General features: G+C 67.1%; 21 protein-coding genes and 1 tRNA gene. 2 read left to right on the forward strand and 20 right to left on the reverse strand.

Going from position 1 to position 18,384, the window contains the following annotated elements:
• Positions 1 to 111: 111 nt before the first annotated feature.
• From JT723_RS00895 to JT723_RS00975, 18 genes are all read right to left on the reverse strand, one after another.
• Entirely contained in the window at positions 112 to 963 is an 852-nt protein-coding gene (locus JT723_RS00895) for a class II fructose-bisphosphate aldolase (RefSeq protein ID WP_205042375.1), read from the reverse strand.
• Between the two features lie 39 nt (positions 964 to 1,002).
• Complete coding sequence (locus tag JT723_RS00900; RefSeq protein WP_205042376.1) at positions 1,003 to 1,893, reverse strand: SIS domain-containing protein; 891 nt, start codon at positions 1,891 to 1,893, stop codon at positions 1,003 to 1,005.
• 143 nt (positions 1,894 to 2,036) lie between these two features.
• A complete protein-coding gene (locus JT723_RS00905) occupies positions 2,037 to 3,011 on the reverse strand; it encodes a sigma factor-like helix-turn-helix DNA-binding protein (RefSeq protein WP_205042377.1) in 975 nt (324 codons plus the stop codon).
• Positions 3,012 to 3,101: 90 nt separating this feature from the next.
• Complete coding sequence (locus JT723_RS00910; protein ID WP_033172803.1) at positions 3,102 to 3,602, reverse strand: MarR family transcriptional regulator; 501 nt, start codon at positions 3,600 to 3,602, stop codon at positions 3,102 to 3,104.
• A 351-nt stretch (positions 3,603 to 3,953) separates the two neighbouring features.
• Positions 3,954 to 5,126: a lactonase family protein gene (locus tag JT723_RS00915; protein ID WP_205042378.1), complete on the reverse strand. Its 1,173-nt coding sequence runs from the start codon at positions 5,124 to 5,126 to the stop codon at positions 3,954 to 3,956.
• A gap of 987 nt (positions 5,127 to 6,113) precedes the next feature.
• On the reverse strand, positions 6,114 to 8,819 hold the full coding sequence (locus JT723_RS00920; RefSeq protein ID WP_205042379.1) for a DNA primase family protein: 2,706 nt from the start codon (positions 8,817 to 8,819) through the stop codon (positions 6,114 to 6,116).
• Positions 8,820 to 8,906: 87 nt separating this feature from the next.
• Positions 8,907 to 9,068, reverse strand: a complete 162-nt coding sequence (locus tag JT723_RS36540; protein WP_443607951.1) for a zinc finger domain-containing protein — start codon at positions 9,066 to 9,068, stop codon at positions 8,907 to 8,909.
• Between the two features lie 51 nt (positions 9,069 to 9,119).
• Positions 9,120 to 9,320: a hypothetical protein gene (locus JT723_RS00925; RefSeq protein WP_205042380.1), complete on the reverse strand. Its 201-nt coding sequence runs from the start codon at positions 9,318 to 9,320 to the stop codon at positions 9,120 to 9,122.
• A 5-nt stretch (positions 9,321 to 9,325) separates the two neighbouring features.
• On the reverse strand, positions 9,326 to 9,571 hold the full coding sequence (locus JT723_RS00930) for a hypothetical protein (RefSeq protein ID WP_205042381.1): 246 nt from the start codon (positions 9,569 to 9,571) through the stop codon (positions 9,326 to 9,328).
• Between the two features lie 585 nt (positions 9,572 to 10,156).
• The gene (locus JT723_RS00935; protein ID WP_205042382.1) at positions 10,157 to 10,690 is read right to left on the reverse strand and encodes a hypothetical protein; all 534 of its coding nucleotides are present in this window, start codon (positions 10,688 to 10,690) and stop codon (positions 10,157 to 10,159) included.
• A gap of 3 nt (positions 10,691 to 10,693) precedes the next feature.
• Positions 10,694 to 11,764: a hypothetical protein gene (locus JT723_RS00940; protein WP_205042383.1), complete on the reverse strand. Its 1,071-nt coding sequence runs from the start codon at positions 11,762 to 11,764 to the stop codon at positions 10,694 to 10,696.
• Between the two features lie 299 nt (positions 11,765 to 12,063).
• A complete protein-coding gene (locus JT723_RS00945; protein WP_205042384.1) occupies positions 12,064 to 12,270 on the reverse strand; it encodes a hypothetical protein in 207 nt (68 codons plus the stop codon).
• Between the two features lie 65 nt (positions 12,271 to 12,335).
• The gene (locus JT723_RS00950) at positions 12,336 to 12,941 is read right to left on the reverse strand and encodes a hypothetical protein (protein WP_205042385.1); all 606 of its coding nucleotides are present in this window, start codon (positions 12,939 to 12,941) and stop codon (positions 12,336 to 12,338) included.
• Positions 12,938 to 13,237 (reverse strand): hypothetical protein, encoded by a 300-nt coding sequence (locus JT723_RS00955; protein WP_205042386.1) that lies wholly within the window; start codon positions 13,235 to 13,237, stop codon positions 12,938 to 12,940. The genes JT723_RS00950 and JT723_RS00955 overlap by 4 nt, the downstream gene beginning before the upstream one ends.
• A gap of 131 nt (positions 13,238 to 13,368) precedes the next feature.
• Positions 13,369 to 13,806, reverse strand: a complete 438-nt coding sequence (locus JT723_RS00960) for a hypothetical protein (protein ID WP_205042387.1) — start codon at positions 13,804 to 13,806, stop codon at positions 13,369 to 13,371.
• A 530-nt stretch (positions 13,807 to 14,336) separates the two neighbouring features.
• A complete protein-coding gene (locus JT723_RS00965; protein ID WP_205042388.1) occupies positions 14,337 to 14,627 on the reverse strand; it encodes a hypothetical protein in 291 nt (96 codons plus the stop codon).
• A 485-nt stretch (positions 14,628 to 15,112) separates the two neighbouring features.
• Positions 15,113 to 15,442 (reverse strand): hypothetical protein, encoded by a 330-nt coding sequence (locus JT723_RS00970; protein ID WP_205042389.1) that lies wholly within the window; start codon positions 15,440 to 15,442, stop codon positions 15,113 to 15,115.
• Positions 15,439 to 15,780, reverse strand: coding sequence for a hypothetical protein (locus JT723_RS00975; RefSeq protein WP_251512789.1), 342 nt, complete (start codon positions 15,778 to 15,780; stop codon positions 15,439 to 15,441). Before JT723_RS00975 ends, JT723_RS00970 begins: the two co-directional genes overlap by 4 nt.
• 170 nt (positions 15,781 to 15,950) lie before the next feature.
• Here JT723_RS00975 and JT723_RS00980 point away from each other — a divergent pair, with 170 nt between their 5' ends.
• Positions 15,951 to 16,181, forward strand: coding sequence for a GntR family transcriptional regulator (locus tag JT723_RS00980; protein WP_205042390.1), 231 nt, complete (start codon positions 15,951 to 15,953; stop codon positions 16,179 to 16,181).
• 119 nt (positions 16,182 to 16,300) lie between these two features.
• The gene (locus tag JT723_RS00985; RefSeq protein ID WP_205042391.1) at positions 16,301 to 16,708 is read left to right on the forward strand and encodes a hypothetical protein; all 408 of its coding nucleotides are present in this window, start codon (positions 16,301 to 16,303) and stop codon (positions 16,706 to 16,708) included.
• A gap of 106 nt (positions 16,709 to 16,814) precedes the next feature.
• Here the strand turns inward: JT723_RS00985 and JT723_RS00990 are convergent, their stop codons facing one another.
• Positions 16,815 to 17,723 (reverse strand): tyrosine-type recombinase/integrase, encoded by a 909-nt coding sequence (locus JT723_RS00990; protein WP_240164874.1) that lies wholly within the window; start codon positions 17,721 to 17,723, stop codon positions 16,815 to 16,817.
• A 356-nt stretch (positions 17,724 to 18,079) separates the two neighbouring features.
• Positions 18,080 to 18,152: transfer RNA gene (locus JT723_RS00995), tRNA-Arg, on the reverse strand.
• Positions 18,153 to 18,384: the final 232 nt, after the last annotated feature.

Genomic DNA, 18,384 nt, shown 5'->3' on the forward strand with positions numbered 1-18,384 from the left:
CACACTCGTCCGGTCAACGACAGGTATATGAGCGCCGCATGGGCTTGTTGATCATCTGTGACACGGAACCCGCGTAACGGTGACAAAAGTCGCGAACGGGTAACAGTGCGGTCAGGCGGGGGAAGGGGCGTGGGAGACGACATGGAGGAGGTGGCGGGCGGTGTCGGTCATCGCGTCCCGGGCCGGTCGCAGATAGCGGCGCGGGTCGACCACGTCCGGGTCGGCGGCCAGATACGCGCGGACGGCGGAGGTGAAGGCGACATTGAGGGCGGTGCCTATGTTGATCTTCACCATGCCGGCCGTGACCGCCTGCCGCAGTTCGTCGTCGGGCACACCGGAGGAGCCGTGCAGGACCAGCGGTACGCCGACGGCCGCCCGCAGCCGGGCGATCAGAGCGTGGTCCAGGCGGGCGGTGCGCAGGGTCATGGCGTGCGAACTGCCGACCGCCACCGCGAGCGCGTCCACCCCGGTGGCGGCGGTGAAGGCCGCGGCCTGGGCCGGGTCGGTGCGCACACCGGGGGCGTGGGCGCCGTCCTTGCCGCCGACCGCGCCCAGTTCGGCCTCCACCCACACCCCCTGGGAGTGCGCCCATGCGGCGACCCGGGCGGTGGAGCGGACGTTCTCCTCGTAAGGCAGCGTCGAGGCGTCGTACATGACCGAGGACACCCCGGCGGCGATCCCGGACCGCAGTAGCTCCTCGTCCTGGACGTGGTCGAGGTGGACGGCGACGGGGACGGCGGCCGCGCCGGCGAGGGCGACCGCGGCGGCCAGGACGGGGGCGGGGCGGCCGTGGTGGAAGGCGACGGCGTTCTCGCTGATCTGCAGGATCACCGGAAGGCCCGCGGCCTCGGCGGCGGCGGTGATCGCCTCCGCGTGCTCCAGGGTGATGACGTTGAAGGCGGCGACGCCGCGGCCGGCCGCGCGGGCGGCGGTGACGAGGTCGGCGGTGGTGGTGGCGGTCATACGGGTCCCTCGGATTCCTGGGAGGCGGCGGAGGCCGGGTCAGCCGAGGACGACCGAGCGGGTCAAATTGCGCGGGCGGTCGGGGTCCAGCCCCTTGCGCTCGGCGACGGCGACGGCGAGCCGCTGGGCACGCACCAGGTCGGCCAGCGGGTCGAGGTCCTGCCGGGCCTCCAGGGTGCCGCCGACCGCGGCGACGTCGTCGGCCAGCCCGGGCGGAAGCGCGCCGAAGGCCCAGACCGTACGGCCGGGTCCCGTGATGCTGACCGGGCCGTGGCGGTACTCCATCGCCGGATAGCTCTCGGTCCAGGCGCCCGCGGCCTCGCGCATCTTCAGTGCGGCCTCCTGGGCCAGCCCGTAGGTCCACCCCGTACCGAGGAAGGTGGTCTGCTCGGCGGCGGGCAGCGCGCCCGGCAGGTCCGCGGTCACCGCGGTGCGGGCGTCTGCGACGGCGGCGGTGAGGTCCTCGCCCAGGTGGACGCGCAGCAGTGCGAGCGCGGTGGTGGCGAACCTGGTCTGCACGACGGAGCGTTCGTCCGCGAAGTCCAGCACGACCAGCTGGTCCGCGGCCTCCTGCACCGGGGTGTGCGGGTCGGCGGTGATCGCCACGACCGGTACGCCGGCCGAGCGCAGGCGGGTGCCGGCCCGCAGGACTTCGGTGGTGGTCCCGGAGCGGGTGATGGCCAGCACGCTGTCGTAGGTGCGGCCGAAGGGGAACTCCGAGGCGGCGAAGGCGTCCGTGACCCCGTGCCCGGCCTGTTCGCGCAGGGCCGCGTAGGACTGGGCCATGAACCACGACGTGCCGCAGCCGACGACGGCCACGCGTTCACCGCGCTGCGGCAGCCGGCCGGCCGCAGCGGCGGCGATGTCGGCAGCGCGCAGCCAGCAGTCGGCCTGGGAGGCGATCTCGGCGGCGGTCAACGACTCGGACATGCGGTGCTCCTCGATGCAGGGGAGGGGGCGGTGCCGACCGGCCCCGGATGGGGCCTCCTCTGCAGTGTAGGTGAGCACTCTTGCGCGAAACCACCCCCGAATGAGCAGAAGTGCTCACCGTTCGTGTCGGGAGCGGCCTGAGGTCAGCGGCCCTGGTCGGTGTCCGGGCTCGGGGGCGGGACGACGCGGGAGAGCTTGTCGGGGTTGGTGACCAGGTAGATGCCGGTGACCTGGTCGCCGGGGGCGCTCAGGTCCATCACCAGTACGGCGTAGGGGGAGTCGCCGTCGAAGACGACCGCCGACGGGTCGCCGTTGACATGCCGGTAGTGCACGTCGAGCCCGTGCGGGGAGTGCGATGCCGCATAGCCGCTGAGGGACCGGGCGACCCGCTCCCGCCCGGCGACCGGCCGCAGCGCCGAGCGGACCTTGCCGCCGCCGTCCGTCCACATCGTCACGTCCGGCGCGAGCAGTTCCAGCAGCGCGGCCATGTCACCGGCCATCGCAGCGGCGATGAAGCGCTCGGTCAGCCGCTGCTGGACCTGCGGGTCCGCGGGATAGTGCGGGCGGCGTGCCTGGACGTGCTCGCGTGCCTGGTGCGCGAGCTGGCGGACCGTGCCCGGGTGGCGCCCCAGGATCTGGCCGATCTCGGCGTAGGGGTAGCCGAAGACCTCGTTCAGGACGAAGACCGCCCGCTCCAGCGGCGGCAGCGTCTCCAGGACCACCATCAGCGCCATCGGCGCCGACTCGCTCCGCAGCCCCGGCCAGGCGCTGCCGTCGGTGTCCGCGGGCAGAGCGGCGGGGGCTTCCGGCCCCGGGCCGGTGACGAGCGGCTCCGGCAGCCAGAGGCCGACGTAGGCCGCGCGGCTGCTGCGGATCGCGGTCTGCCGGGCGAGCCCGCGGCCGACCGCGATCCGCAGCAGCCGCGCGCACAGGTCGGAGCCGGCCCGCACGTCGCCGCCCTCGCCGTCCACCCAGGCCAGCCAGGTGTCCTGGAGTACGTCCTCGGTGTCCGACACGCTGCCGGTCATGCTGTACACCACGGAGAACAGCAGTTCGCGGTGGACGGCGAAGACCCTCGTGGCCGTGTCGACCGGCAGCTCGGCGGGGTCGTCGGACATACGCGGCCTCCTCGTTGACGCACTTGTCAACTGAGATGAGGGGCCTCGCAGAAGTGTGACATCACCGCCGGCCGCCGCCGGACGGGTGCGTCAGCTGTCGGCCAGTTCGTCGGTCGCGATCCGCCCGGCGCGTGCTGTTCGCAGCAGGAAGTCGGCGATCAGCACGAGTTCGTCGTCGTCGTACTCGGCGCAGATCCCGTCGACCGCGGTGTTCAGGCCGGACAGCAGATATGTCACCTCGGCGGCGCGCTCCTTGACCACCTGCACCAGTACGGCGCGGCGGTCGGTCGGATTGGGCGTGCGGACCACCCAGTTGCCGCGCTCCAGCCGGTCGAGCACGCCGGTGAGGGTGGCCGGGTGCATGCCGGCGCGCTTGGCCAGGGCGGTAGGGCCGATCGGCCCGTAGCGGCTGATCAGGTCCAGGCATTCGAGATCGGTGTCCCGCAGATCGAGATGCATACCGATCTGGTGGTTCAGCAGCGCCAACTGGACGCTCAGATCGCGCAGCCCTTCCCTGATCCGGTGGTTCAGCCGCCTGCGCCGCCGCGCCGCCGACGCGGCCGACGTGGCCCCGGGGAGTGTGGAATCCATACGCAAACGATCCTCGCATCGATAGCACGCGGAGAGAGCAAACTACCCCATGGCCGCGACCCGACTGCCGGGCGGCCGTCTCTTTTCGGGTCGCTTACCTGCGGTCAGGCAGAGGGTGACTACGGCGCACACCATCTCACAACCCCATAAGAGACTCGTACGACTTCCGCAAAACCTCGCCACCCTCGCCGACCAGTGTGGCGAGCGGGGGTGGCGAGGCTGCAGGTGCAGTACACGTATCTTCTCGGGCGGTGGGGGCCATTCAGCGCAGAGGACTCGGCCGATTCGGTTCTCGGCCGGCCCCCGGCGGGTTGCCGGCCATTGTTCGGGCGGCCCGCGCAGCGGGGTGGTTCAGCCCGCGGCGATGCCTTCGCCGCCGACCGCGCCCGGCACGGTGACCGAGCCGATCGGGGTGAGCGAGCCCCCGTGGCCGACCCGGAATTCGTCCACGATGCCCTGCGCGCCGGTCTGCACGTAGACGGTGCGGCCGTCGGAGGAGGCGGCGGCGTCCACCGTGCCGCCGTCGGTCGGGGTGGTGCCCAGCGGGGTGAGCGGGCCGTGCGGCTCGACCCGGTAGCCCGACAGGGTCGCGCTGCCCGCGTTGGAGGCATAGAGGTGGTCGCCGGTCGCGACGATCCAGCAGGTCGCCATCTGCCCGGTGGCCACCTGGCCGACCTGGTGCAGGGTGCCGTCCCGGTGGACGGTGAAGGTGGCCACCGCGTTCGGCCCGGCGTAGGTGACCTGGAGCCGCCCCGCTTGGTCGAAGGTGAAGCCGAACGGCACCGCGTCGGGGGTCGGGGTGACCACCGGGCGGGCGGCGGGCGCGCCGGCGGAGTCGAGCGGGAAGACCTCGATGCTGTTGTCCGCCGCCTTGGTGGTGACGACCAGATTCGAACCGTCCGGCGTGAAGCCGACCTGGCCGGGGGTGTGGGTGAACTCCGGGGAGGCTTCGGTCAGGTGCAGCTCGCGGTGCCGGCCCGGGGCCTGCACCAGCCGGCTGCCGATCCAGACATAGCCCTGGACCGAGCCGCCGCTGCGGGCGTTCAGTACGTACACCTGGTCGCCGTGCGCGGTCACGCTGACCGGGAAGTCGCCGCCGGAGGGGAGGACCTGGAGGCGCTCCAGCCGGTCGCCGTGGACGGCGAAGACGGTCACGCTGTCGCTGCCGGCGTTGACCGCGTAGAGCAGGTGGCGGTCGCGGTCGTAGGTGAGCGAGCCCTGCGAGGCGAGGTGGTCCACGACCGAGCCGTCGAGTACACCGCCCCGGCCGCCGGTCGGGTAGACCTCGTGGCCGCCGAGCGAGCCGTCGCGGTTGCGGTGGTAGGCGACCACGGTGTTCGCCGTGGGGTTGTCGCTCTGGACGAACACCGGGGCGCTGTCGCGCACGGTGGCGTGCTGCGGTGCGGCCGCGCCGGCCGCGGGGGCGGCCATGACGGCCGCGGCGGCCACCGCGGCGCCGATGGCGGCGGCGCGGGTCGTGCGGCGGGTACGACCCGGGCGGGTCCTGCGGGCGATGGACGGCATGCGGATCTCCTCGTGCAGGTCAGAAGGCTGTCAGGGCTGCCGGCATGCCGAGGCAGCCCTCAACTCGTCTGTGGCACAACGGAGTTGACGGCACGGAGATCGGCGGCCGGACTGCTCGTCACGCTAACTCGCGCATCATGCCACCGTTGCGACGAAACGGTCATTTCGCCTCACCGTCCGGGCTCCGTAAGAAATGCCGGACGGGGCATGGGGGGCACGGAGCCGGGTGCGGCGGGGTGCGTGCCGCCGGAGCCGGGCGGTCCTTACGTCGTCGCTACGTGGCTGCCGCTACATTCCAGCCGACCCGTGATTTCGGCGGCGGTCGGCAGACGGTCGACCCCGACAGCGGCGGCCGACATCCGTATCGGTCGTCGGCCGCGTGGCGGCGCCCCCGGCAGGACTCGAACCTGCGGCCAAGCGCTTAGAAGGCGGCTTGACCTCAACCCCGCGTTGCTGTGACAAACGCCGAGCTTAGAGCGGTGGATAGACCCGGTCAATCGAGTGTTGGCACTGCTAAGCACCTGACCATGTACCCGCTGGAGCAGGTGCTTAGCTGCGGAGACGTGGGTACGGGCACCCTGAAACGAGCGGCCAGAATGCCGTTCCCATCGAGCGCTTGCCTGGCTCCCGTGGGCTCCGTCCGGGGGGATACACCCACCCCCACTCGCACACACCCGCGAGACGGACCAATCCTCTAATCCCTGACCTCTGTCCCACACGCCGCCGAAGAGCGACGCTCACCCTCTGCCCGCGTCTCTGTGGCTGCCCACAGTCGCCCACTCTCAGTGTCACCCGCTCGTAAGTTACTCACGAGTTCCTATGTAGTGACAGATTTTTTATCACCTGTAGGTCGGTCTTATACGCGTATGAGAACAACCTACAGATGACAGTTTTTTTGTCACGGTACGGTACTCGCAAGTAGCCACGCGCCAAACGAAACGGCGAGCACTCACCCGCCCAGTGCCCGCCGTCTCCAAGGGGATCACGTCACAGTTCCTGGAGCTCCTCCGCTTCCTCAGCAGGGACGGCGATCACCTCGAACTCACGAGCTAGGACCCCGCCGTACTGCGGCGTGAGCCGGATGCCGATGAGCACCGCGCCCAGCTTGCCGCTGCGGCCCTCCGTCACGTTCCCCGTAGACAGGAGCTTGTCCTTCACCCAACTGGGCGTGTATAGACCCGCCTTCACCTCGTTGTGGCCCCGCCACTTCTTCAACTGGGCGTTGAACTCCGAGCGCAGGACGCGGTGACCCTCCGAGAACTCGAACAGGTCGCCGATAAGGAGCCGAAGCGGGTCCACTCGCTCCTTGTGGTGCTCCGTGGCCTTGACGACGCTCTCAGCGTCCTTCAGGCCCTTCTGGTAGAAGCGCACGGCTCCGCGCACGACCCACGCGGCGACGCCCTCAGCCTCCGGACCCTGGATCGTCGGCTCCAGCTCAGGGTCAGTACGGCCAGCGAACGACACCCCGAAGTGGATGGCCTTGGTGCGCGCCCACAGAGCGGCACCACCCGCCGAGAACTGGGGCAGGTTGTTGGTCACGAGGACCAGCGTGAACGTGGGCTCAAAGTCGAATTGCTTGCCGTGCAGGTGCCGCGTGCTGATCCGGTCCCCACCGCTGAAGTTCTTGAGGAGCGCGGTGTTCATCGGGGTGCCCTCGTTGCCCTCCTGCGCGACGACCATCCGAGCGCCCCGCAGACCCGCCACCAGCTCCGTGTGCGGCTGCTGTCCCCTCACGTTCTCGAACATGGAGAACGGCACCTCACGGATGATCCGGGGGCCGAACACCTTCTGGAGCGTGCGCACCGTCACGCCCTTGCCGTTGCGCCCAAAGTCGCCGTACCAGACGCCCAGGACGTGATCCTTGACCTCGCCGGTCACGGACATGCCGATCCACGTTTGGTAGTACCGCTGGAGCTCCTCGTCGCCGGGGAAGATCTCTTCCACGAAGCGCAGCCAGCGCGGGCACTCGGCATCCGGCACGTAGTCGACCTGGGTGCACTGGGTCAGCATGTGCTCGGGGCGGTGTGGCACAAGCTCACCCGTGCGGAGATCCACCGTGCCGTTGCGGAACGTCAGGAGGTACCGCTTCGCGTCCATCTCATCCACGGTCGCGTGGAGCTGGGGCAGCACGGCCATCTCCGCCACGATCTTCCGGCGCACGTCGTTGACCAACATCTTGTTGGACGCAGGCACGCACCACGCGAGATCCGAAGGGTTGTCGGCAGCGCGACGGATGAGAGCGCCCGACGCGTCCGTCACAGCCTGGTAGGCGGCTCGAAGGTCGCCGGTCGCCTCCCAGTACCGCCCGTTCCACTTGAACCAGCCGACGCCCTGAACATGCCTCAGCTCACGCCCGCACTGGTCGGCCACGAACTCGGCGAAGTGGACGTGCCGAACCTCGGCGGTGATGTCCAACCGCTTCTGCTGCTGGTCCCAATACGCGGTCCCAAACCGCGAGTCGGGAGCCGCAGATATCGCGCTAGTCTCGTCCACGAGTGAGCGTCCTTTCTCGTTTTGCCGCGTAGGTGAGGACTCATCGGAACGGCCTGCTTGCCCGAGCGGGCCGTTCCTCTCTCCTCGGGTTCCATCTCCCTCGGTTCGCTCTCCGCCGTTGCCCCCGCCGCCTTCGTCGCCGCTCCCATCACTCCGGCTCTGGGTCGCGGCCTCGCGCTCCGCCTTCGCGTACACCCGCGCCACGTCGTTGGCGATCTGCGCAGGCGTCCACTTGTCCAGGGCGGCCAGGCATCCAGGAGTCGGGCTGTCCTCGACGCCGAGACCCAGCACCACACCCAGCGCCTCGGCTTCGGTGATCCCCCTCTTCCGCAGGTCCCTGACGAGACCGGCGGCGAGTGTGTGCCGCCTCCCGTGGTTCCCGGCCTCGAACATCTGGTTGGCCTTGCGGAGAAGCGGCCGAGCGGCCCCGTACTTCTTGAACGTCTCAGCGGCGCTCACGGCGCTCTCTACGGCGACAGACGCACGCTGATACTCGCTCGCATCCAGAAGCTCCGTACGGAGCGCTGAGACAGCGTCAGGGACGCTCACACGCTGACTCGCGTACGTCTCGACAGACACGAGACGACCGATGCCGTCCGCGTCGCGGTTGACCGGCTTCCAGTTCCGCGTGCCAGGCAGGCGCAGGATCACGCCCACGCTGGTCTTGCTGTCGCCTCCGAGCCGCTTGGACAACGCCTGGTTCAGTTGCTCGACCTCGTGATGGGCGGGTGTGGAACGGGTGACGTCCAGCGGCAAGTGCACGTGGTAGCGCGGGACTTCCCTGCCGGACTCGGTCAGTACCACACCGCCCGAGCGCACGAGGCAGGCTCCCTGCCGTCGCAGCCAGGCGAGCGTACGAGCCGGTAGGGCGCTCTTGTCCACGTCGGCGTAGATGGTGCGAGGCACGCCGGCGTTCTCTGCCGACGGGTCACCCTTGGCGCTGCGAGGCACCGGGGTGAAGAAGACCTCCATGCCGTCGCGGTCGGACACGCGGACGATCTTGGCAACGTTCTCGTCCGTCAGGCGGAGGCAGTAGGTCATGCGCCCTGCCCAGTCCAGCTTGCCGTTATCGGTGCCGTCGTCCAGCCGCTCAGCGACCACGACGGTAAAGCGAAGGGTCTGGTAGTCCTCGCCGTAAAGAGCCGTGAGGGACTGCCGCATCATTCCTTCGCGTGCGGAATTCGAGAGTGCTACGCTCACGAATGGTTCCTTTCCTTTCTCGTGCCTGTGGTTCATTCCCTGGAAAGCCCCGTGCTGAATTGCGCCCAGCACGGGGCTTTCCTCGGTTTACGCTCGCTGGTACTTGCGCGGCTTGCCCACCTTCGCCGACCAGTACGGGCGGCCGTAGTGGACCCTCTCGGCGATCCGACCGTTACGCGTGACGCAGGGTTCGCCGCGCCCCGCACCACACTTCGGGCACTTGCTCCGCTGGTGCTCTGGGTTCTGCATGGCTCATGTCGTCCATTTCCTCCCTCGGTTCCCGGTGGTTGTTGATGGCGGTTAGGCGTGGTCCACTTCCGCGATTGCATACGCCTCTTCGCCTTCGAGGTCGCTCACATCGGCCGCAATGAACGCGTGCCCTCCCATTGCCATCAGGTGGCGCATTCGCGCCCGCTGGGCCTCGTCGAGGATGTCCAGCTCGTCCTGGAGTCGCGTCATCACTCGTGGGTCCTTGGTGGCCTGGACGAGGAATTCACTCACACCGCTCACTGCCCCACCCCATTCATGACGGGGAGGAACTGGAACACGGCAACCTTCTGGTCCTCGACCTTGTGCCGAAGCCGGAGGTCGTTCTTCTTCGCGTAGGCACGGGCGGCGGCCAGGAATGCTCGGGGCTCCACGTCAAAATCCTCGCCGCGCCTGGCTTCCCAGACATTCCCATCCGCCCAGTCCCAGAACGGGTACTTGGACTGCTTGCCTGCGAGGCGGGACTTTTCCACCTGCTGCGCCATAGTCGGCTCCTCCTTTCTGCGCAATTCACGCTTACAACATCGACTTTACGATGTGTGAAAAAGGCGTGGCTAATGACAGAATGAACGGCATGGATAACGTTTCGATCACGCTTTTGAGGTGCCTCTGAGGCGGAATTGAAGCGAGCCGCGTACGCGTTGGCAAGTCTCGACCGTGACCGTCCGTAATCGAGAAAGTGTCACGTGGTCGTTAACGATCGTTAGCTGCGCAGGTCAGGGCGTCGAGTGATATGTGCCACACCGCCCCGTCTCGCGTGACGCGCACCGACGCGCAGCCAGCAGAGATGACAGATTTTCTGTCATCTGGAGCAAGTCGCTAAACGCGTATGAGAGCTACCTACAGATGACAGTTTTTCTGTCACTGCGCAGGCGTCGGCATCGAGAGCGACGCACGGGGCGGTGTGGAACACGTGTCGGCAGCTCGGCGCGCGTACGTGTCGTGACTCGACACAGAGCACGCGTTAGGGCACCCAGAAGCGCCTGTACGGCGCTGAGCAGTGCTCGCCGACAGAGAGAGACGCACGAGACGCGAGAGCGCCCTAGCGGCGCACAGAGCGATTCAGGGGCTCAAGAATTCCAGCCGCTTCTAGGTCGCCAGCCGCCATGACCTGGCTGAGAGCCGGTCGACCACCTGAGCGGGGGAATGCCTAGGCAGAACTTGACCCCGCGCGGAGTCCTCTGGAATGAGAGGCGGAACTCAGGATGCCGTCTCGTGTGGCTGCGCAACATGTTCCGGAACTGCTTAACCTGCGTGTATCCGTAGACGTCACGGATCGTCTTTAGGGCGACCTCGTAAACCTCGCCGTCGGCAAAGTCACGCGCCTTCGGTCGGGCAGGTTCTGGCTCCGTGGCCGGGGCACTCTCTTCCGGCTCCTCTTCCGAGTCTTCCTCGTTGTCGGAACAGGCAATCCACGCCGTAGCAGTCTTGCCATTGGCGAGGGGGAACACGTGGCGCTCTGCCGTGAGCTGGTTCATATAGGGATACACGCGGCGGATGTCGCCAGCAAAGAATAGCCGGGCTACCACGTCACGATTGGTATTCCCCCGCTCCCGGACATGGGCGAGGATGCGCCGCAAGAGTTCAGGGTCAGGCTTAATCACGCATCACACCCCCGACACTGCCGCCTTGACGGGCATGTCCAGCCGCTCGATCTTGCCCTGGATCACGAGGAGTTCCAAGGAATCCTCCACGAGATCCCGGTAGTTGGCCAGGAGATGTGGATAGTGGGAATTCACCCACTCGTAGGTGAACCGGTACCAACCCTTATGCTCCCGGTCATTCTTCATCCGCGCGTGGATATAGCGAGCCAACTGGTAGACCGTAGGGCCATGGCCCATCCGGTCAAAGCCGACATGAGTCCGCCATCCGTAGAGCTTGCCCTCGGCTTCCAGTCGTTCACGCGTCTCCTTGCGCCGCTCCGCGTTCCGCTCTCTGATCCCATCCATTGGGTTGTATTCGCCGACCTCTTCCTCGGCGGCGGCGCAGTGCATTTCGACCTGGGTCAGCCACTGCTCAGTCATGGCTAGCGAGATCTCGTCGGCCAGCTTCTCTTCTGACGCCCTGAGCTTTCGCGCTGCATAACGCAGCCGGTTTCGCTCGTTCTTCGCGGCCCGCTGCTCTTCCAGGGTCCGAGTTACACGGGCGGGTCGGAGCTTTGCGCGTTCCTCTTTCCGCTCGGCCTTACGCTTAGCCCTACGGCACTCCGTCTGTTCGGCCCTGGTGTTCTCGTGGATGCAGTGGACATGTCGGTCTCGCTTCTGAGACCGAGGCTTGGCGGGAGTGGGCCGCTTTGCTCGTTCCTCCTGCCGCTTCTCCCGCGCTTTCCTCGCTCGTCGTTCCAGCTTGGCTTGCCTCTGCTCCTCCGTGAGGCGCGGGCCAGGGCGGCCAACTGGCTTGGGAGTGCGGGCGGCTAGCTCGGCCTCGGTGACTTCCACACCAGCCAATGACCACCAGAGGTACTTACCCCGGCGGGTGCTCGTGATCTGCCCCTCAGACTTCAGCGCGGAAAGGTAGCGCCGTGTCTGGTGTCCATCCCCGTTGAAGAACTCTCGCCCGATGTCAGAGGAATGGGCGGCTTCCTTCTCCCGGATGAATGCCACGATCTGAGGCTTTAGCTCGGGCTTGTAAAGAACCCTACGGGTCGCTATGTAGGTCTCACTCCTGGCCCGACTCATGACCGCACTCCCGTTCCACGGATTCGGATATGCAGAACGGGGGGTGTGGCACAGGTCCGAGGGCAGACCCGCGTACCACACCCCCCGCTCGTGTTCCCGGGGGCTCACGTCCGGGAGTCCCCGACCGGCCAAGGGGAGGAGTCGGGAGTTCAAGGCTGGTGCGAGGGGCGGACAGAGGGATTTATGAATCCCCTCGCACCAACCGGCTTAGAGGCTGGCGTGGGAGAGGTGGATACACCACGCGAGCGAAGGAGGGCCCTGCTTACCCACTCCGTGGACCGCTCCCACGCCAGCCGGTCTCAGACGGCCAGGTCGGCCTGAATGCCGGCGAGTGCCGGGCGGGTCACGTCGGGGCCGTGGGTCGTCGCGTGCGAGCGGTCCGGAAGCGACTCCTTGCCGTTCGCGGCGCGGAGCAGGTTCAGGAGATCCAGGGCGACCGAGCGGTCACGGATGCCCGCCTCGATGACGGTCTCCAGCTCGGTGGTGTTCAGGGGAATGGCAGCCATTAGCTTTGCCTCCTCGGCGTTGGTTTGCTGGCTGGTGTGGGACAGGGGTCAGGCGGAGCGCTGGTTCAGCGGTGCGCGCCGGTGATGGCTTGCAGCTTGGCCACCAGGGCGGCGTCCGCCTCCGCTCGGCGGTCCTGGTGCTGCTCCTTCTCGTACTCGTTCCAGACGGTCGCGTCGGCTCCGTGGTACTGCGCCATCAGACGCTCGGCCGTGCGGTCGCGGCGCTGTCCGACGCCGTCACCGTCGGGCGTGACGTACGGCGCTCCGGGCTCGGGGGCACGGTTCGCACGAAGCGGCCGGTTGGCTCGGGCCTCCCACTTCGCCCGCTCGCGGTCACGCTCGGACGACTGGCTCATGGCCTCGAAGACCTGGTGCCGACGCTCGGTCTCCGCGCTCTGCTGTGCCTCTCGCCGGATCTGCTCACGGGCCGTCGCCTCCGGGTGCGGCACGTTCTGACTGGCGAGCGCACGAGCACGGGCACGGACGTCCCGCTCGTGCTGCTGCTGACCCTTGGCGTTGTCCTCGTGGACGCTGCTGTAGTCCGTCCGGCCACGCATGGCGCGCATGATCTTGACGCTGGTGGAGTCCGGCATCTCGTCCAGGTTCCGCGTCTCGTTCGACACGTTGCCGCGCATCTGGGCCAGGATCTGTGCCGCCCTGTTGTCGGTCATTCCATCTCCTCGAACTCCGGCACGGCGTCGCCGTAGCCCTCGCGTACGTCTTGGGTGTGGAGCTCCCTTGCCTGCTCGGCTCGACCCCAACGGATCTGCTCCGCTAGCTCGGGGTCGAACTTGAACCACGAGGGCGGGAGTTGCTTCCTTTTCTGCGCGTCACGAACCGCGTCCGCGTATCTCGTGCGCTTGCGGAGCTCGTCGTCCGACAGCTTCCGCGTCTTACAGGACTCGGGTTCTGGGGCAGGAATGCCCAGCCGTTCACGACCTCTCCGGGCCATCTCGGCTAGTTCCAAGTCCGCCCGAGTCACGATGGAATCGGGATTACCTCGGTCCGGGTGCTTCTTGCAGGCGGGGCCGTGGGCAGTGCACACCTGGACGCCAGCCTCAGCGCGTTGCCGGAGAATCCGGGCTGACCTGAGGGGCATTAAAGATCACCGTCTCCCCATACCGGATCGGGCTGGAGGTGGAGGAGCTCTAGAGCCTTCTCCATCTCAAGAGTCACCTTGGCAGGCATCTCCAGACCGAGGAGCTTGGCGACCTTCATATTCAGGTCCGCGATGGTACGGATAACCGCGTTCTTCTCGGCAACCGTCTCGGCCTTGTCGAGGTTGCGGTAGGACTCACGGATCATGTCGGCCAGGCTCGATTCACGATCCGTACGCATGTCGGCGAGGGAATCCTCACCCAGGTTCTTCCGAGCCCGGGAGAGTCGCCGTTCGACCACATCCGTGGACATTCCGAGAGCGCGGCCAATGGCCTGCCTGCTATTGCCTCGCTTGAACAGTCGGTAAACCTTGTCGGCTTCCTTGTCCAGCTCGGCGGGTGTCAGTGTTCCCGCTCCCAGCGGCTTATCGCCAGCCATGCTTTCCTCCCTTCATACCTCAGACTTGAACCATTCATCGGTAATTCGAGAATGACATACTCTTGACAAAACGGCAAGGAATCGTATATGGCGTCGAATTCCGCCTATCCGACGCGGATTTATTGACCGGCCCCCGTAGCTCAGTGGATAGAGCAAGCTGGCACGAAGTGACAGCGTGGGCGCCTTTCCAAGCGCGGCATCGAATTACCCGCCAACCCTGTCGGGGTGGTGTGGTACAGCCCGGATATGTTCCACACCGCCCCGTGTCGAGTGCGCGCCGGCATACGCTGACCAGCCACGATGTCTGAATTGCGGGGCGGAATCGCTGAGAGTGCGTCTAACGAGATCGGTTGTCGAGTGCGTCTCTTCTATCGCGCTTGCTCTGCTGGGAGCCGAGAGACGCGATTCTGTCGCCCTAACGCACAAGAGAGCGCGTGACGTTCGCTCGCACTCACGAGACAGTGAACTCACGAGACCACGAGAAAGCCCGGTCACTCTCACGGGTGCCGGGCTTCTCTGCTGGCGCTGGATTACTTCGCGGCGTCGTCGGCCTTCGGCTCGACAGCCTTCGCGGGAGCGGGCGTTGCCTTCTTCGCGGGGGTCGCTCGGGTGGGCGACTTCTTCGCGGCCGGAGCGGCAGCGGGCTTAGCGGCGGTCGCGGCCTTCTTCGCGGGCGTCGCCTTGGCAGTGCCTGCGGTCGGTGCCTTCGACGCGGCGACAACAGGCTCAGCAGCGGCGCGGAGAGCCTTACGGCACGCGGCGCGTCCCGCCTTCGTGGAGGGGTGTGCGCAGTTCGCGTGGGAGAAGCGCTCGCGGGTCATGTCGTGCTCCTTCGTGGGTCGTTGTCTTGCTGGCAGGACGACACTCCCAAGAGCACGCGAGCAGTCCGAAGGGGCGAGACGGCTTTCCGTGGTCAATCGTCGGCTGTTCGTAACGTTGGTGTGTGGGCGTCAAGTTGAGGCCCCGTCCGACCATTAGTTCTAAACCAGCAGGTCAGACCCACTGCGTTGACGCAATCAAAAAATCAGACCACCATGAGGCCTCGGCTGCTCGCTTCTGGTGCGAGCGCACCCCGCGAGAGGAAGTGCCGTGCCGAAGGGTCACAAGTGTCCGGTCTGTGACAGGAACACGCTTCAGCCGTACACCACCAACCAGTTGAAGTGCTCCCAGTGCCAAACGATCGTGAAGAAGGACCAGCTCCGCTGAGCTGCAAGGATCTGCCTCGCGACCGCGGCCAACCCAGTAGAGAAGCCCGGCACTCGTCATGAGTGGCCGGGCTTCTCTACTGGGCTCGGGGGTGTGGTGACTACTCCTCGCTCTCCCCGCCCTCGTACGGCGGGATGCGCTGGCCTCGTGACTCCGCGATGGTCAGGAGCTCGGTCAGGCTCTCGATCAACCGCCGAGCGACCCAGCGGAGCTCACTGGCCGCGAGGTTCGCGCTGTCCTCAACCATCGGCTTGGCCAGGCCCAGGACCACGGCGGCCGTCTCGATCTGCTGCTCCTCGACCCGGTCGGCGAGACGGGACAGGAACGTCTCCGTGTTGCGGGTCGAGAGGTACGCGGGCTTGCCTTCCTCGGTCCACGGCAGGAGACGGAGATGCGAAGGGACCGGGTTGGTCTCGGGCTGGGCGCTCATGCCGTCACTCCGTGGATGTCGAGGCTGAGGGTCGGGAAGTCGATGCCGAGGGTTGCGAGAGCGGCAGCGGTGCGCCGGTCCCGCTGTCGCCGCCGCTCCTGCTCTCGCTCGTGGGCGACGAGATACGGCCGGATGAGCGGGGTGTCCTCGCCTCGCAGATACGCGGGTGGACGAGGGGAGCGGTGTGAGGGGAGTTCCACACCCACCGCTGCGCGCGTGATCGTCAGCCGTCGTGTCGGCTCGTCCGTCAGGTGCGGTGTCGGCGTGGGCGGGGTAGCGCGGCGCTTGCCGGTCGATGGCATGAGCCACGAGAGGATCAGGGCCAGTAGGCTTCGCACGTCGGTCACTCCTTGGGTGATCGGCCATGCCCCCGGACTGTTCGCGCAGTCGCGGGGGTCTTCCGTTGGGGCGGTGCTGGTCGTGCTGTCGAGGTCCTGCGCCATCGAGCATACGCGCATTCGCGTATACGCGGTCGCGTGATCACGCAGATACGCGGACGCTAAGAGCCATGGATCTTGACCGCAGCAAGCCGGTATGGCCCCAGGTAGCGGCGGAACTGCGCCGACGCCTCGATGCTGGGCAGTATCCGGCTGGCGAGCGCTTCCCCGCCGTGAACGAGCTGGCCGCCGAGATGGACGTAGCCCCGTCCACGGTGCAGAAAGCTGTGGCCGCCCTCCGCGAGGAAGGACGGCTCTACACCGTGCTCGGGCAAGGCTCGTTCGTGAAGGGCGACGAGTAGGGGTGCAAACACGGTCTGCCGCTACCCTCCTCGCAGAAAATGCGGCGTAGTGCCGCAAGCGTGCTGGGGAGCGCGCTGCAAAGGGTGGGGTGATCTTGGTGCGTCCGCGAAGACTTGGCGTGACCCTGATGGCGGGCTTGGCGTTGGCTGCGTGCACATCCAGCACTGACACCGCCCTGGCCGATGTGCAAGCCGCGTGCACGGAGATGGGCTACGAGGACGGCAAGAGCAAGGAGTCCGACTCCTCGGACACCACGTGGACGTCCGACGACTGGGCGGACACGGCCGATCAGTACGACGACATAGCCAACCGCGTCGCCAGCGCCGCGCGTGACGATGGCCGCTGGAACCGGCTGTCCAACGCGCTCACCGACTGGCAGGCAGCCATGGAGAAGATGGTCGTCGTCCAGGACGAGACCCTGCCGCAGGCCGAGCGAGACGCCGCCCAAGCCGAGATCGATCAGTTGGGCGTTCAGTCCACATACCAGGTGGTCAGCCAGGAGTGCCGTAAGGCCCAAGCGGATTAGCTCCGCGTGAGAACGAGGGGGGTGTGGGACATCCATCGGGACGTTCCACACCCCCCGTCGTCACCCAGTGCTTAGCCGGCGATCTACCGTCCGTGACGGCTGCGCGTCAGTAGCGGTCGCCCATCCGCTTCACGGCGGTCACTGCTCGGGTCGTCGCCATGTCGGCCGCGTACCGCCTGAGCATTGACGGGTCCTTCCATCCGGCGATGGTCATCACGTCGCCCTCGGAGACGCCAGCCGACAGAAGGTCATCGGCCATCGTGTGACGGAACTGGTGCGGGTGGACGATGCTGTGTGACTCGGGGTTATCCGGGTTGCCGTACCCGGCGTCAGCCGCCCGACGGTTCAGCAGGCGGTACAGACCCGAGTACGTGAGCTGGGGCCTGCCTCGCGTCCCGAGCCACAACCAGTCCGAGTAGTTGGGTGAGTTCGGGTTCGCTCGCGGGTGGCTCTCTCGTGCGCGCAGGTACCGCGTGATCGCCACGACGGTCTTGGGCTGGAGCGGGATGATCCTGCCCTCACCCGACGCGCGTGCCTCCTTGAGTGGGGTCACGGGGCCGAGTAGCCCGTCAGCCAGGTGCAGGTGGTCGAGTCGGAGGGACAGAAGTTCCTCGGCTCGCAGACCCTCCGTGAGTACCCGGATGATCGCGTGGTCCCTGACCTTCTCGAATGCGCGGACCCGAGGATTGCCCCCGCCCGTGACCTGGAGCAGATCACGGATGAACTCCTCGGAGAGGGTCTGAGGACGTACGTCCTGTGGGTGCGCGTAGCGCTGTAGCCGTGGGTCGTCCCAGGGGTTCGCGTGGTCGTATTCGACTTCCAGCCATTTGAAGAAGGGGCGCAAGTTCCGCTGGAGAGTGTGGGTGCCGCCCTGTCGCTCGCCGTCTCCGCCGTCGTAGTGGGCGCGGAAGAAGACGTTCAGGGCCGGGGCGTCGCACTGGATGAAGTCGGTGAGTACCACACCCGCCGCGCTGAGCTGCGACGATTCGCCCGGCGTGTCGGCGAGCCCCGTCATCCAGCGGTCGAGAGTGCGTGCCGCCTTCGTGTACGCGGTGACCGTCTTCTCGGCGTACGGACGGCCGCGCTTGTTGTTGCTGGCCCGGAGATGCGTCGCGTAGTCGCTGAGCGTGTGAGCACGAGACGCAGCGGCGTCCTCACGTGCCTCTGGGGACGGTACGGACGTCAGACGACGTGCGCTCTTGCTCGTGCTCTGCTGTGCACGCAGAGGACTCCGTGTCATGCCTGTGGCTCTCTCTGTGAGAGCTGGGCAAGAGTGAGTCGGCGACTCACCTTGTCCAACTATCGGACGGGTGAGTCACAGCGCTTTGGGGAGAGAGCCTATCCGACGTTTTCGCAGGTCAGATAGTGAAGCGCCCCCGGCAGGACTCGAACCTGCGGCCAAGCGCTTAGAAGGCGCCTGCTCTATCCGCTGAGCTACGGGGGCCGGACAGTGGTCGCGGCTGTCTTCGCCCCTGGCTGGTTCCGTGACCTGTACCGAGGTCAAGGATAGGGCGCCGCGTCCGTGCTGCTGTCTGCTTCACTCGCGTGACACGTTGTGGAGGTTCGGTGAAGCGGTCCGATAATCGCAGGCAGGCGCTGAAGTCGCATCGCTTTTGACGGGTCGCAACACTGCTGTTGTGCACTCGTTATGCCGGTGGCTCGTTCTGGCCCCTGCG

Source organism: Actinacidiphila bryophytorum, assembly GCF_016916835.1.
GTDB lineage: Bacteria > Actinomycetota > Actinomycetes > Streptomycetales > Streptomycetaceae > Actinacidiphila > Actinacidiphila bryophytorum.